17 protein-coding genes are annotated in these 12,675 nt (G+C 47.8%); 7 read left to right on the top strand and 10 right to left on the bottom strand.

The annotated features are described in order from the left end of the window. Positions 1-152: 152 nt before the first annotated feature. Positions 153-719, top strand: a complete 567-nt coding sequence (locus HMPREF3091_RS04905; protein WP_004846518.1) for a gamma carbonic anhydrase family protein — start codon at positions 153-155, stop codon at positions 717-719. On the opposite strand, the gene HMPREF3091_RS04900 is transcribed toward HMPREF3091_RS04905, so the two are convergent. Genes HMPREF3091_RS04900 through dprA form a run of 6 tightly spaced genes read right to left on the bottom strand, consistent with a single transcriptional unit; the run spans position 674 to position 4,467 of the window. Beyond that, on the bottom strand, positions 674-943 hold the full coding sequence (locus HMPREF3091_RS04900; protein ID WP_070714534.1) for a DUF1488 family protein: 270 nt from the start codon (positions 941-943) through the stop codon (positions 674-676). The genes HMPREF3091_RS04905 and HMPREF3091_RS04900 overlap by 46 nt on opposite strands. After that, positions 940-1,758, bottom strand: a complete 819-nt coding sequence (gene aroE, locus HMPREF3091_RS04895; protein WP_070714532.1) for a shikimate dehydrogenase — start codon at positions 1,756-1,758, stop codon at positions 940-942. The genes HMPREF3091_RS04900 and aroE overlap by 4 nt, the downstream gene beginning before the upstream one ends. Positions 1,759-1,763: 5 nt before the next feature. Next, on the bottom strand, positions 1,764-2,333 hold the full coding sequence (gene tsaC, locus HMPREF3091_RS04890) for an L-threonylcarbamoyladenylate synthase type 1 TsaC (protein ID WP_070714530.1): 570 nt from the start codon (positions 2,331-2,333) through the stop codon (positions 1,764-1,766). 6 nt (positions 2,334-2,339) lie between these two features. After that, positions 2,340-2,882: a DNA topoisomerase family protein gene (locus HMPREF3091_RS04885; RefSeq protein ID WP_004846526.1), complete on the bottom strand. Its 543-nt coding sequence runs from the start codon at positions 2,880-2,882 to the stop codon at positions 2,340-2,342. Between the two features lie 30 nt (positions 2,883-2,912). Then, on the bottom strand, positions 2,913-3,386 hold the full coding sequence (locus HMPREF3091_RS04880) for a DUF494 family protein (protein WP_035502557.1): 474 nt from the start codon (positions 3,384-3,386) through the stop codon (positions 2,913-2,915). Then, entirely contained in the window at positions 3,358-4,467 is a 1,110-nt protein-coding gene (gene dprA, locus HMPREF3091_RS04875) for a DNA-protecting protein DprA (RefSeq protein WP_070714529.1), read from the bottom strand. Before dprA ends, HMPREF3091_RS04880 begins: the two co-directional genes overlap by 29 nt. 125 nt (positions 4,468-4,592) lie before the next feature. On the opposite strand from dprA, the gene def reads away from it, so the two are divergent. From def to mscL, 6 genes are all read left to right on the top strand, one after another. Further along, the gene (gene def, locus HMPREF3091_RS04870) at positions 4,593-5,102 is read left to right on the top strand and encodes a peptide deformylase (RefSeq protein WP_004846534.1); all 510 of its coding nucleotides are present in this window, start codon (positions 4,593-4,595) and stop codon (positions 5,100-5,102) included. 27 nt (positions 5,103-5,129) lie between these two features. Next, positions 5,130-6,077 carry a methionyl-tRNA formyltransferase gene (gene fmt, locus HMPREF3091_RS04865; RefSeq protein WP_070714527.1) on the top strand — a complete coding sequence of 316 codons (948 nt, stop codon included), beginning with the start codon at positions 5,130-5,132 and terminating at the stop codon, positions 6,075-6,077. A 291-nt stretch (positions 6,078-6,368) separates the two neighbouring features. Beyond that, the gene (gene rsmB / locus HMPREF3091_RS04860) at positions 6,369-7,661 is read left to right on the top strand and encodes a 16S rRNA (cytosine(967)-C(5))-methyltransferase RsmB (RefSeq protein ID WP_070714525.1); all 1,293 of its coding nucleotides are present in this window, start codon (positions 6,369-6,371) and stop codon (positions 7,659-7,661) included. 55 nt (positions 7,662-7,716) lie between these two features. Continuing rightward, complete coding sequence (trkA, locus tag HMPREF3091_RS04855; RefSeq protein WP_004846539.1) at positions 7,717-9,093, top strand: Trk system potassium transporter TrkA; 1,377 nt, start codon at positions 7,717-7,719, stop codon at positions 9,091-9,093. 8 nt (positions 9,094-9,101) lie between these two features. Next, entirely contained in the window at positions 9,102-10,547 is a 1,446-nt protein-coding gene (locus HMPREF3091_RS04850) for a TrkH family potassium uptake protein (RefSeq protein ID WP_070714522.1), read from the top strand. A gap of 73 nt (positions 10,548-10,620) precedes the next feature. Further along, positions 10,621-11,028 carry a large-conductance mechanosensitive channel protein MscL gene (gene mscL, locus HMPREF3091_RS04845; RefSeq protein WP_004846543.1) on the top strand — a complete coding sequence of 136 codons (408 nt, stop codon included), beginning with the start codon at positions 10,621-10,623 and terminating at the stop codon, positions 11,026-11,028. Positions 11,029-11,115: 87 nt separating this feature from the next. Here the strand turns inward: mscL and HMPREF3091_RS04840 are convergent, their stop codons facing one another. The 4 genes from HMPREF3091_RS04840 to rplQ form a co-directional block, all read right to left on the bottom strand. Next, complete coding sequence (locus HMPREF3091_RS04840; RefSeq protein WP_070714520.1) at positions 11,116-11,292, bottom strand: alternative ribosome-rescue factor A; 177 nt, start codon at positions 11,290-11,292, stop codon at positions 11,116-11,118. Between the two features lie 10 nt (positions 11,293-11,302). Continuing rightward, positions 11,303-11,764: a Zn(2+)-responsive transcriptional regulator gene (gene zntR / locus HMPREF3091_RS04835; protein ID WP_004846547.1), complete on the bottom strand. Its 462-nt coding sequence runs from the start codon at positions 11,762-11,764 to the stop codon at positions 11,303-11,305. Between the two features lie 17 nt (positions 11,765-11,781). Continuing rightward, a complete protein-coding gene (locus HMPREF3091_RS04830) occupies positions 11,782-12,141 on the bottom strand; it encodes a DnaJ family domain-containing protein (RefSeq protein ID WP_035502573.1) in 360 nt (119 codons plus the stop codon). Between the two features lie 144 nt (positions 12,142-12,285). After that, complete coding sequence (rplQ, locus tag HMPREF3091_RS04825; protein WP_008815460.1) at positions 12,286-12,672, bottom strand: 50S ribosomal protein L17; 387 nt, start codon at positions 12,670-12,672, stop codon at positions 12,286-12,288. Between the last annotated feature and the right edge of the window lie 3 nt (positions 12,673-12,675).

Raw genomic sequence — 12,675 nt, 5'->3', positions numbered from 1 at the left:
ATAAATTGATCGTTTGCTGCATTCCACAGCAAAAACCCGCTTTATACCCGTTTGTGCACAAACTTATCCACAGATATAAGGATCCACCCATTGAGTTTTCACAAGCGCACGATAGTATTGGGTGTATCTATTCTTCTTTTGGCGCACTTTTTATGTCTCTTTCTGTTCGTCCTTACCTCTCTTTACACCCAAAGATCGCAAATCGCGTATTTATTGATCCCACCAGCACCATTATTGGTGCAGTCGATCTGGCAGATGACGTGAGCATCTGGCCACTGGTTGCGATCCGGGGAGACGTTAACTATGTATCCATCGGTGCACGATCCAATATTCAGGATGGAACCGTTATTCACGTCACTCACAAATCAGAGGGTACTCCGGAGGGCTTGCCAACGATTATTGGTGAGGATGTTACCGTTGGACATAAAGCTATGCTTCATGGCTGTACGATAGGAAATCGAGTTCTCGTTGGAATGGGGAGCATCATTCTGGACGGCGCAATAATAGAAGACGATGTCATCATTGGTGCTGGTAGTTTAGTTTCACCAGGAAAGCGGTTAGTCAGCGGATATATGTACTTTGGAAGCCCCGCCCGTCAGATCCGTCCGTTAAGCGAGGAAGAGAAAGCGGGATTACTGTATTCAGCCAATAACTATGTACGTTGGAAAGACGACTATCTCTCACAACCAGAAATCCATATCCAACCATCGTCGTTGTAATCTTCGTTCAGGATCTTTTGCTCCGCTAAATCTTCAAGATCCCAGCGTAGCGATCTGAATAGCGTCAGAGGATCATGATTCACCGGATCCTCTGCCATTCGTTTAAGCTCGTCTATATAGATAGCACAGCATATTTGAAAACCATTGCTCGTTGCGGGAAAGAAGACGGCTCTCTTCTTAGCATCCCATTCTTCTTGGTCCGGAAACTGTATCGCTTGGTTCATCGTGATGATTCTTCACGCATGACGTTGAGCACCGATGAAATTTCCGGCATCACGCCATTCCACAGCAAGAATGCATGAGCCGCTTGCCCCACGAGCATCCCAAAGCCATCCGCTAGTTGATTTGCGTCATGTTCTTTAGCCCAAGAAAGGAAAGGGGTCAGCCCTTTCTGGTAGAACATATCGTAGCAAGCAGTATTCTCATCAATAACTTCAGTGGAAATCTGTGGGATTTCGCCGTGAATGCCTGAAGCCGTGGCATTAATTATGAGATCAAATCGCCTTCCTGACAGTTCATTGAATTCAGCCGCGTCAATATTTCCCAAATGACTAAAGACCTTAGCCAACTCTTCAGCTCGACTATAGGTTCTATTGGCAATGGTAAGATCACAGTCTAACGATAGGAGCGGTTGAATAACGCCGCGTGCGGCACCACCGGCCCCTAACAGGAGCACTGTAGCCTCGGGGGCAATCATCCCCAAACGCTCAAGATCACTGAGTAAGCCAATGCCGTCCGTGTTGTCGCCCAATAGACGACCATCATCCAAGAGTTTTAACGTGTTAACGGCTCCAGCTAATGAAGCTCTTTCGGTTAATTCATCTGCGAGCCCGTAAGCTTGCTCTTTGAATGGCGTCGTAATATTTGCGCCCCCCCCTCCACCAGCAAAAAATGCCTGAATACTCTTTGAGAAATCATCAACAGGGGCTAACCGAGTTTCATAATTAAGAGCAATACCCGTCTGCTGGCTAAACAGCTGATGGATACGCGGTGACTTACTGTGTTTAATCGGATTACCAAAAACCGCAAACTGTTTCATCTGTCTTATCCCTGCCTAAACAATTCGCCAGTCAGTGCATCACGGATTTCTGATGGGTTTAAACGCCCTCCCACTTCTGCATCAACAACAGGAAACGCATCGCCAAACTGCAGACGAACCTCTTGCGCCGTACGGCAAGGTTCCAGACCGCTCAGATTAGCACTCGTTGACACGAGCGGCTTACCAAACTGTAAGCACAGGTTTTGGACTACAGGATGATCGCTAACACGTACCGCAATAGTAGAGAAACGGCCTCTGAGCCATTGAGGCGTCGTTGCTTTAGCTGGCATCACCCATGTCACAGGACCAGGCCAATACGAAAAGACTTCTTCACGTCTTTCACCCGATAATTTCGCATCATCAACATATGGCAGCAGTTGCTCATAGTTTGCGGCAATTAGAATGAGCCCCTTTTCCCACTGGCGCTGTTTTAGATCGAGTAGTGCATGCACAGCGAGTTCACTGTCAGGATCGCAACCTAAACCAAAAACGGCTTCTGTAGGGTAAGCCACAACCTTTTCATTTTTTAGCGCATTGAGCACGTTCGCTAGCGATGATTCTTGTTCTTTTTTCATTATCTTCTATTCGGTTACTACGGCCTTGCCGCAGAGTTTACTCGCACAAAATAGCTTAATGCCCTGAGCTGTGCGCTTTTCAACCAGCAATGGATAGTGGCAGTAGCGACACTCTCCTTCCACTGGCTTTAGATTGATTGCAAACTGGCATTCAGGATATCTATCGCAAGCGTGAAAAACTTTTCCATAACGGGATTTTCTTTGTAGGAGTTTTCCCTGCTGGCATTGAGGACAGGTTATCGAGGTTGTGTCAGGTTTATCGATCACCTCAGTATGATCACATTCAGGATACTCGCTACAGCCGATAAACATGCCGTAGCGCCCCTGACGCAAAACCAGTGTTGAACCACATTTCGGACACAGTTGACCATCCAGAATTTTGACCACGTGTCCATCTGCCTGTGGTTTTAGCGGACGAATGAACTGGCATTCTGGATAACGGGAACAACCTAAGAACGGCCCATGCTTACCACTGCGAATCACTAATTCCGCGCCGCAGTCTGGGCAGTTCTCAGTATTTTTGACAGCAAGCAGTGTTGCCTGACTCATAAATAGTTTCTTAATTCATCGGGTAACTGCTTAATGCAGGTAGCCCTCATTAACTTCAAACAACAGTTCTTCCATCTGTTCGTAAGCATGCTCATGACCCGGCACATTAAACAGCACCATTAGCACGACCCACTTCAAATCTTCAAGATCGAACTGATCCGCATCCAGCGCCATCACACGATCAATGACCATTTCTCTCGTTTCTGGAGTTAACACCTGTATTTGTTCAAGGAAGAGCAGAAACCCTCGGCATGCACTATCGAGACGTATCATCTCGTTATCCGTATAAATACGCATCACATGAGGATCCGCGCATGAAATATACGGCAGAGCATCAGCTTCCTGCATCATAGCAAGCTTTTCTAACCAACCGAGGGCACTATAGATATCTTCCCGTTCAAACCCCGCACGCGTTAAATCATCGGTTAACTTATCTTGATCAACCTGCATTCCTGATGCTGTGTGGATATAGGTTTCAAACAGGTACATTAATACGTCGAACATGGCTAGCCCTCTTCAGTCGGACATAACCGCCGGACACAGCTTTAATCCATCCTGCTAACTCCAGGTCGAGCAGAGCGACAACGACCTCTGGCACAGGTTGGCCGACTCGTTCGGCGACGACGTCAACAGATGTCACCTCATATTCTACGTTAGCCAACACATCGGCAAATGGCAATTCTACTTCGCCTTGCTCAGGATAAATAATTTCGACGTTAGGATTGGGCAACCAATGCAAACCACCTAATTGCTCAATAATATCATTGGGATGGGCGACTAAGTAGGCACCTTGTTGGATGAGCCAGTTAGCACCGGCACTCTGCAAACTGTCGATTGAGCCGGGGATCGCAAACACATCTTTTCCCTGTTCTATCGCGCAACGCGCGGTGATCAAGGAGCCACTCTTCTCCGCCGCCTCAATGATGAGCACACCATCACTTAATCCACTGATGATACGATTTCGTCGCGGAAAGTATTCAGATCTTGCTCTGGTACTGGGTGGAAATTCGGAAATAATCGCGCCATTGTTTTCGACAATACGTGCGGCCAAATGCTCGTGACACGTCGGATAAAGCTGCGCAATACCACATCCGAGCACCGCAATCGTTGTACCAAGAGACTCAAGACATGCACGATGTGCGATTCCATCAATACCGAGCGCCAAACCACTGGTTATCACTAATCCTGATGCAGCAAGCTCGCCAGCAAAATAGGTGGCACAAGTCTCCCCGTAGTCGCTATACCGACGGCTACCGACAACGGCAATTTGCGCTTGTGAAAGACATTCGACGTTTCCCTTAACAAACAATACGGCCGGTGGATTAGCAATATTCTTTAGTTTTTCAGGATAGCGTGAATCATCATAAGCAATAAGATAATTTCCCTGCTGTACTAGCCAAGATAAATCAGCCTCTAGGTGCTCAGATGAAAGGAATTTTTGTGCTTGAGCTGAGGTGAGCCCTAATTTCCTCAACAGAAGAATATTGGGTGCCTCATTAGTGAACCGTTTAACAATATGAATACACTGCGGCAAAGCAATTTTTTGCAGGCGGCTTAGCCGCAACCAAGTTTCCTGAGCATCCATATCCGTCCCTTGCGCAGCCTGCACCTATGTGTTCAATAGGTGAACAATACTGTCAATCAAGGCCGGAAATGTCTAGAATAGTAAGTGACAATCATTCCACTACTCAGAGACAGATCGAATAATTTATGGCGGTATTGCAGGTATTACATTTCCCCGATGAGCGGCTCCGCACTGTTGCGCAGCCTGTAAAAGAAGTTACGCCCGAAATTCAGCGTATCGTTGATGACATGTTTGATACCATGTACGCGGAAGAAGGTATTGGTCTGGCGGCCACTCAGGTAGACGTTCACCAGCGTATTATCGTCATCGATGTGTCTGAAAATCGCGATCAGCGTTTAGTCCTGATCAATCCAGAATTGCTATCAAGCGACGGTGAAACCGGCATTGAAGAAGGCTGTCTGTCGGTTCCAGAACACCGAGCGCTCGTCCCTCGCGCTGAGCGTGTGAAGATTCGCGCATTAGATCGCGATGGAAAACCTTTCGAACTGGAAGCCGATGATCTTCTCGCTATCTGTATTCAACACGAGATGGATCATTTGATCGGAAAACTGTTCGTTGATTATCTCTCTCCTCTGAAGCGTCAGCGTATCCGTCAGAAGCTGGAAAAGCTGTATAAACAGCAGGCCAGAGGCTAATTAGCTCATTATTAGCAGGAAACAACATTGTCTGATTCTTTGCGTATTATTTTTGCGGGAACTCCCGATTTTGCGGCGCGTCATCTAGACGCGCTTTTGTCTTCGCAGCATCAAATCGTTGGCGTTTTTACCCAACCAGATAGGCCTGCAGGTCGTGGCAATAAACTCACCCCGAGCCCTGTTAAGGTTTTAGCCGAGCAGCATAATTTACCTGTCTTTCAGCCCGTATCTCTGCGCCCAGAGGACAACCAGAAGCTGGTTTCCGATCTTAACGCCGATGTGATGGTCGTCGTAGCGTATGGGTTAATCTTGCCTAAGGCCGTGTTGGATATGCCACGTTTGGGCTGTATCAACGTGCATGGTTCCCTGCTGCCTCGCTGGCGTGGCGCAGCGCCTATTCAGCGTGCCCTATGGGCCGGTGATGCTGAAACAGGTGTCACTATTATGCAAATGGACGTTGGCTTAGATACTGGCGATATGCTGCATAAAGTGTCCTGTCCAATCACCGCTCAAGATACCAGTGCAACGCTATACGATAAGCTGGCTGATATGGGGCCTCAAGGGTTGCTCGTTACGCTCGCGGCGTTAGCCAACGGTACTGCAACGCCTGAGAAACAGGATGAAGCGTTGGTGACCTATGCTGAGAAACTAAGCAAAGAGGAAGCCCGCTTAAACTGGACTCTTTCTGCTGCACAGCTTGAACGTTGCGTTCGCGCGTTCAATCCATGGCCAGTAAGCTTCTTCATGATTGATAACCAACCGGTAAAAGTTTGGCAATCTCAGGTTATAGCAGCCGAGCATAACCAAGTTCCGGGGACTATCATCAGCGCCGACAAAAATGGCATTGCCGTGGCAACCGCCGAGGGGCTCTTGCTGATGACCCAGTTACAGCCTTCCGGCAAGAAAAGCATGTCCGCGCAGGATTTACTCAATTCTCGCCGCGAGTGGTTCATTCCAGGTAATTGCCTAGAATAATTCCATTAGTCATTGTAAAAAGGGCCCAATGGGTAATGCTGGTCACTTAAGCGCGATTTTAGGGGAAGTACACCGATGGGGTCGTAGCAGCTTTAGCTGCCGGAGCGCCCCGCGGTGTGCTAGCCCCGTGTATCTCGATCTCTTAAACGATCAGCATTAGGCCCAATGGGCCCTTTTTGTTTGAAATTGATGCTAATCCGTCTCTAAACTTCAAACCCGCCCCCTATTCGCGGTAAACTTCGCGCCATATTCTAAATTATTTATTTATGCTGCAATGGTCAGCCTTACGCTATGAAAAATACTCCATATAATCTGCGTGCTATTGCTGCCAAAGCGCTTGGTTCAGTGCTTGACCAAGGACAGTCTCTCAGCACGGTGCTTCCGGCCCTAAGCAAAGAAGTCAGCGAGAAAGACCGTGCACTGCTACAAGAGCTTTGCTTTGGCGTTCTACGTGTTTTACCGCAGTTGGAATGGTATATCCAACAGCTGATGGCGAAGGTACTCACTGGTAAGCAGCGGTCATTGCATTATCTAATCATGGTTGGGATCTACCAACTGGTCTATACCCGCATTCCTCCACATGCAGCCTTGGCCGAAACGGTCAATGGGGCCGTCGCATTGAAACGCCCTCAACTAAAAGGGCTGATCAATGGTGTTTTACGTCAGTTCCAGCGTCAGGAAGACCAGCTAAAAGAACGCGCACAGAATAACGAATGCCGTTTCCTACACCCTTCGTGGCTGCTAAAACGTTTACAACAGGCTTATCCGCAGCAGTGGGAGTCCATTGTTGATGCCAATAACCAACGCCCACCTATGTGGTTACGCGTCAACCGCCTCCATCACACGCGCGATGAATATTTAGCGTTACTGGCTAAAGCTGAATTCAATGCATTTGCACATCCACAATTCCCAGATGCAATTTGCCTCGAAGAGGCTTCTCCCGTCGGTCGCCTCCCAGGATTTGAGCAAGGCTGGGTAACCATTCAGGACGCCAGTGCTCAGCACTGTGTCGATCTGCTTGATCCGCAAAATGGTGAACAGATCCTCGATCTTTGCTGCGCTCCCGGAGGGAAAACCACGCATATTCTGGAAGCGGCACCAAAGGCACATGTTCTTGCCATTGACGTTGATGAAAATCGGCTGAAGCGCGTGAAAGAAAACCTACACCGTTTACAACAACAGGCCGAGGTAAAATGCGGTGATGGGCGTTATCCTGAGAATTGGTGCGGGGACAAGCAATTTGATCGTATCTTGCTAGATGCCCCTTGCTCCGCAACCGGAGTGATCCGTCGTCACCCTGATATCAAATGGCTGCGTCGCGATCGTGATATTGCTGAATTGGCGGCTCTACAGAAAGAAATTATCGAGGCCATCTGGCCACATCTGAAATCCGGTGGAGTCATGGTTTATGCTACCTGCTCCGTTTTACCTGAAGAAAATGCTCAACAGATGCGCGAGTTTCTAGCCCGCCATCCAGAGGCCCAGTTGGTGACTACCGGAGATCAAGAGAATCCGGGGCAACAGCATCTTCCCCATGCTCAGGATGGCGATGGGTTCTTTTACGCTAAGCTGATTAAGGCATAACAGTGTCTGCCTGCGGACGACACAGGCTTATAAATAGCGCGAACCAGAGAACACAATGAAGATAATCATTCTTGGCGCCGGGCAAGTCGGCGGCACACTGGCAGAAAATCTCGTCGGCGAAAACAACGATATCACCATCGTCGATACGAATAGCGATCGCCTGCGCCAACTGCAAGATAAATTCGACTTAAGAGTGGTGCAGGGCCATGGCTCTCATCCACGCGTATTGCGTGAAGCCGGAGCAGACGATGCGGATATGCTTGTCGCTGTCACCAGCTCAGATGAAACCAATATGGTCGCCTGTCAGGTTGCCTATTCATTATTTAATACACCAAATCGAATCGCGCGCATCCGCTCAACGGAGTATATCCGTGAAAACGAGCGTTTGTTTAATGCCGAAGCCGTGCCGATAGACCACCTTATTTCTCCAGAGCAGTTGGTGACAGACTATGTGTATCGGCTGATTGAGTACCCTGGTGCATTGCAGGTCGTCAATTTTGCCGAAGGAAAAGTCAGCCTCGCAGTGGTAAAAGCCTACTACGGTGGCCCACTGGTTGGTAACGCGCTCGCATCCCTTAAAGAACATATGCCGCACATTGATACCCGTGTCGCCGCTATTTTCCGCCAAGATCGTCCGATTCGCCCACAAGGCTCTACTATTATTGAAGCCGGTGACGAAGTATTTTTTGTCGCCGCATCTCAGCATATTCGCGCCGTGATGAGCGAGCTTCAGCGTTTAGAAAAACCTTATAAACGCATTATGATTGTCGGCGGCGGTAACGTAGGCGCTGGATTAGCTCATCGTTTAGAAAAAGACTACAGCGTTAAACTGATTGAACGTAATCAGCAACGCGCTGCCGAGCTTGCCGAAATGCTACATGACACCATCGTGTTCTACGGTGATGCTTCTGACCAAGAGTTGCTGACTGAAGAGCATATCGATCAGGTTGATGTATTTATCGCTCTAACTAACGATGACGAAGCAAATATCATGTCTGCGATGTTAGCCAAGCGTTTAGGGGCTAAGAAAGTCATGGTACTCATCCAGAGAAGCGCCTATGTCGATCTGGTGCAAGGTAGTGTTATCGATATCGCCATTTCGCCACAGCAGGCAACGATCTCTGCACTGCTTGGACATGTACGTAAAGCAGATATCGTCAGTGTATCCTCGTTGCGCCGCGGTGTGGCTGAAGCCATTGAAGCCATCGCACATGGGGATGAGAGCACTTCAAAAGTTGTTGGCCGCAAAGTCGAAGAAATAAAACTTCCGCCGGGTACAACGATTGGCGCCATTGTTCGTGGAGATGACGTCATTATTGCTAATAGCGAGTCGAAAATTGAACAGGGCGATCACGTCATCATGTTCTTAACCGACAAAAAGTTTATTACAGACGTTGAGCGCTTGTTCCAACCAAGCCCATTCTTCTTATAGCCGCAGATATGGTCAACTATCGTTCTATTCTCTACATCTTGGGGATGATGCTCTCAAAGGTCGCCCTCTTGATGTATATACCGACTATCTACGCGCTATTCACCGGCAGCGGTGGCGTTTCTGAATTTCTACAGTCGGTGATTATTACCCACGTCATCGCCATTATTCTTATCGCTCAAGGACGCGGGCAGAAATTTTATCTACGTATTCGGGACATGTTTCTAACCACGACGCTTGCCTGGATCACCGCCTGCTGCTTCGGTGCGTTACCTTTTGTGTTTATTAAGCACATCGCGTTTACCGATGCCTTTTTCGAAACAATGTCTGGGCTCACGACGACCGGCTCTTCGGTTTTATCTCATCTAAATCAGATGGAGCCTAGCGTTCTGCTCTGGCGTTCATTGCTCCAGTGGATGGGCGGCGTTGGCTTTATCGTTATGGCCGTCGCAATCCTACCTTTTCTCGATGTGGGTGGAATGCGGCTATTCCATACCGAATCGTCGGATTGGTCAGAGAAAAGCTCACCGCGGATGAAAGACGTGGCCAAAAGCATTATGGGCGTTTATGTGGTGCTCACATTCCTGTGCTACTTTGGTTTTCGCTATGCGGGAATGGACAACTTTGATGCAGTTAACCATGCCTTTGCCACTATCTCTACGGGTGGGTTCTCCACCAATGACTTATCCATGGCGGCCTATTCGAAACTCGCCCAGTGGAATGCAACGCTATTTATGTTTCTAGGGTCGCTGCCCTTTTTATTATTTGTGCAGTGCATTCGGCAACGAAGTGGAAAACCCTTATGGCGAGATCAACAGCTTGTGGGATTCACACGCTTTGTGGTTATCGTCGGCATGATCATCACCCTATGGCTATGGCATAAAAATATATTCAGCTTCACTGACAGTCTGAGAATCGCATTCTTTAATCTGATAAACATTTTATCTACCACGGGCTACTCCTTAGGAAACTTCGATCTGTGGACCCCGTTGACCACGGTAATTTTTGCCTCAGTGATGCTACTGGGTGGATGTTCAGGCTCAACCGCTGGCGGCATAAAAATGTTTAGGATGCAGATTTGCTTTGAAACTCTGCATATCGAAGTACGTAAACTCATCCATCCTAACGCGATATTTCCACGGCGCTATAACAATCGCCCCATTACGAATGAGGTCAGCCGTTCGGTGATTGCCTTTATGATGGCGTTTATAGGGATCACGATTGTCATTGCAGGGATTTTGGGAATGAGTGGCGTTGATGCGCTATCAGCTATCACCGGCGCAATGACCGCAATGGCCAATGTGGGGCCCGGAATGGGACCGGTTATTGGCCCTAGCGGTAACTTTGCGTCGTTGCCTGATATTGCCAAATGGGCCTTATCGATAGGAATGCTTTTGGGGCGCCTCGAGGTCATGACAGTTATTGTGCTAATGTTTCCTGCTTTCTGGCGTACTTAAATTTGCGTCCGTATTTTGTCAATTAATGCTATGTTTGTTAAACTTGTGTTATTGATTTTAAAAGGGGTGCGCTATGAGTTTATTAAAAGAGTTTCGTGAATTTGCCATGCGTGGCAACGTTGTCGATTTAGCCGTCGGTGTTATCATCGGTGCCGCATTTGGTAAGATTGTCTCATCTTTGGTCGCCGATATTATTATGCCACCGCTGGGTTTGCTGATTGGCGGCGTTGATTTCAAACAGTTTCATTGGGTCATCCGCGCAGCGGAAGGTGCTACGCCCGCTGTTATCATGAACTATGGCCAGTTTATTCAAAATATCTTCGATTTTGTCATTGTGGCCTTCGCTATTTTCTTAGCCATTAAACTCATGAACAAAATGCGTCGCCAAGAAGCAGAAGAACCAGCAGCGCCGCCAGCGCCAACCACAGAAGAAAAACTGTTGACTGAAATTCGCGACTTACTGAAACAGCAACAAAAATAATACATTAGAAGAACAGAAAAGCCGCTCTGAGCGGCTTTTTTATTGGTTGCTAGCAGAAAGGAAACTGTAGGTAAAATACATAAGAAATTAATGAATTTTACCTACAGCCTCCCAACTGCCTTTTTTACCGTGCTTGGCTTTGCGATTATAGCTGCCTTTGCCTTTACTATTTTTTTCTACGCGTGGCTTAAACAAGGGGTCGTGTAAAAGCGCTTGAATAGCATTATCCGTAATGACACCTTTGGTATGCTGATACTTAGTCATGATTTCCTCACTAACAATATGAAGGTTTAGGGTAATAACCCCGCAAATCTATACGCATCAATCTTTCCGCCGCACCTTGTTCTAGGGCCTCAAGAATTGAACAATAGGTACTGGTATGAGCTTTTCCGCAACAGGCATCGCTCAAACGTCTGAGTGATTGACGCATCAATTCCAACTCATGGATCTTACTTTCTACCTCAAGCAGTCTGGCATCAACGATAGATTTAGACTCTTGGCAGGTATGGTGCTTCGGATCGACTCTGATCGATAACAGCTCACGGATCGACTCCAATGTAAAACCCAGTTGCTTAGCATAACGAATAAAACGCAACCGTTGAAGATCGTGATCGGTATAAAGACGATACCCACCTTCGGTTCGAACTTCATGGTCCATCATCTTTTGCTTTTCGTAATAACGCACTGTATCAGGCGTTACTCCCGCTAACTTCGCTAGCTGCCCAATGCGATACATAACCTATCATCTCCCAATTAGAAACGTTGTGCAAAATGCTCGGCATACTCTGCATGCAAAAAATCTGTGCTCATGCCAGCCTGCTGTAAACGAAACTCCAACAGTGCCAGTTTCTTATTAAGCTCGCTGTAATCAGGATGCTCGCGAGATAGCCCCCTTAGTATTGATGCGATCGTTGCCGCCTCGTTCCGTTGCTCTATTTCAGGCGGTAAACACCCCGCATTCTTCAAAAGCCGGTAGCCAGTACGTAATTCAGCGGGAACATGAGAATCGTCATCCAGAACCAAAGGTTTACCTTCTCCGGACAAATTATTTAATTCTCCGCGCTTTAACGCGGCGTTGATGTGGCGTTCAGCCCATTCATCCACTAAGAACATAAATTTATCCTCAATAACATCTGTATATAGCTTAATCAGGATAGTGATAAAAAAGAAGAGATATGCGAGGAGCACAGCAGAACATGATGAATTTTAGGTATAAAAAAGCCGGGCCTAAGCCCGGCATTTTCATGCTTCTACAGATTACTCTGCAGTTGCTTCTGCATCAGATACAGAACGATCAACGAGTTCGATGTAAGCCATCGGCGCGTTGTCGCCTGCACGGAAGCCACACTTAAGAATACGAGTGTAACCACCGGCACGGCTCGCGAAACGCGGGCCTAGCTCGTTAAACAGTTTTGCCACGATCTCGTTATCACGAGTACGGGCGAATGCCAGACGACGATTAGCAACGCTGTCGGTCTTGGCAAGAGTAATCAGCGGCTCAACCACGCGACGCAGCTCTTTCGCTTTCGGCAGGGTCGTCTTGATGATTTCATGACGAACCAAAGAGCCGGCCATATTGCGGAACATAGCTTGGCGATGGCTGCTGTTACGGTTCAGTTGACGACCACTCTTACGATGGCGCATGAC

Source organism: Hafnia sp. HMSC23F03, from assembly GCF_001816025.1.
Taxonomy (GTDB): Bacteria; Pseudomonadota; Gammaproteobacteria; order Enterobacterales; family Enterobacteriaceae; genus Hafnia; species Hafnia paralvei.
This window is presented reverse-complemented; position numbering and strand designations above follow the sequence as displayed.

Excerpts from the sequence above, each read along its gene's own strand:
- HMPREF3091_RS04905 (WP_004846518.1), top strand. The coding sequence starts at position 153 with ATGTCTCTTTCTGTTCGTCCTTACCTCTCTTTACACCCAAAGATCGCA.
- HMPREF3091_RS04900 (WP_070714534.1), bottom strand. The coding sequence starts at position 943 with ATGAACCAAGCGATACAGTTTCCGGACCAAGAAGAATGGGATGCTAAG.
- aroE (WP_070714532.1), bottom strand. The coding sequence starts at position 1,758 with ATGAAACAGTTTGCGGTTTTTGGTAATCCGATTAAACACAGTAAGTCA.
- tsaC (WP_070714530.1), bottom strand. The coding sequence starts at position 2,333 with ATGAAAAAAGAACAAGAATCATCGCTAGCGAACGTGCTCAATGCGCTA.
- HMPREF3091_RS04885 (WP_004846526.1), bottom strand. The coding sequence starts at position 2,882 with ATGAGTCAGGCAACACTGCTTGCTGTCAAAAATACTGAGAACTGCCCA.
- HMPREF3091_RS04880 (WP_035502557.1), bottom strand. The coding sequence starts at position 3,386 with ATGTTCGACGTATTAATGTACCTGTTTGAAACCTATATCCACACAGCA.
- dprA (WP_070714529.1), bottom strand. The coding sequence starts at position 4,467 with ATGGATGCTCAGGAAACTTGGTTGCGGCTAAGCCGCCTGCAAAAAATT.
- def (WP_004846534.1), top strand. The coding sequence starts at position 4,593 with ATGGCGGTATTGCAGGTATTACATTTCCCCGATGAGCGGCTCCGCACT.
- rsmB (WP_070714525.1), top strand. The coding sequence starts at position 6,369 with ATGAAAAATACTCCATATAATCTGCGTGCTATTGCTGCCAAAGCGCTT.
- trkA (WP_004846539.1), top strand. The coding sequence starts at position 7,717 with ATGAAGATAATCATTCTTGGCGCCGGGCAAGTCGGCGGCACACTGGCA.
- HMPREF3091_RS04850 (WP_070714522.1), top strand. The coding sequence starts at position 9,102 with ATGGTCAACTATCGTTCTATTCTCTACATCTTGGGGATGATGCTCTCA.
- mscL (WP_004846543.1), top strand. The coding sequence starts at position 10,621 with ATGAGTTTATTAAAAGAGTTTCGTGAATTTGCCATGCGTGGCAACGTT.
- HMPREF3091_RS04840 (WP_070714520.1), bottom strand. The coding sequence starts at position 11,292 with ATGACTAAGTATCAGCATACCAAAGGTGTCATTACGGATAATGCTATT.
- zntR (WP_004846547.1), bottom strand. The coding sequence starts at position 11,764 with ATGTATCGCATTGGGCAGCTAGCGAAGTTAGCGGGAGTAACGCCTGAT.
- HMPREF3091_RS04830 (WP_035502573.1), bottom strand. The coding sequence starts at position 12,141 with ATGTTCTTAGTGGATGAATGGGCTGAACGCCACATCAACGCCGCGTTA.
- rplQ (WP_008815460.1), bottom strand. The coding sequence starts at position 12,672 with ATGCGCCATCGTAAGAGTGGTCGTCAACTGAACCGTAACAGCAGCCAT.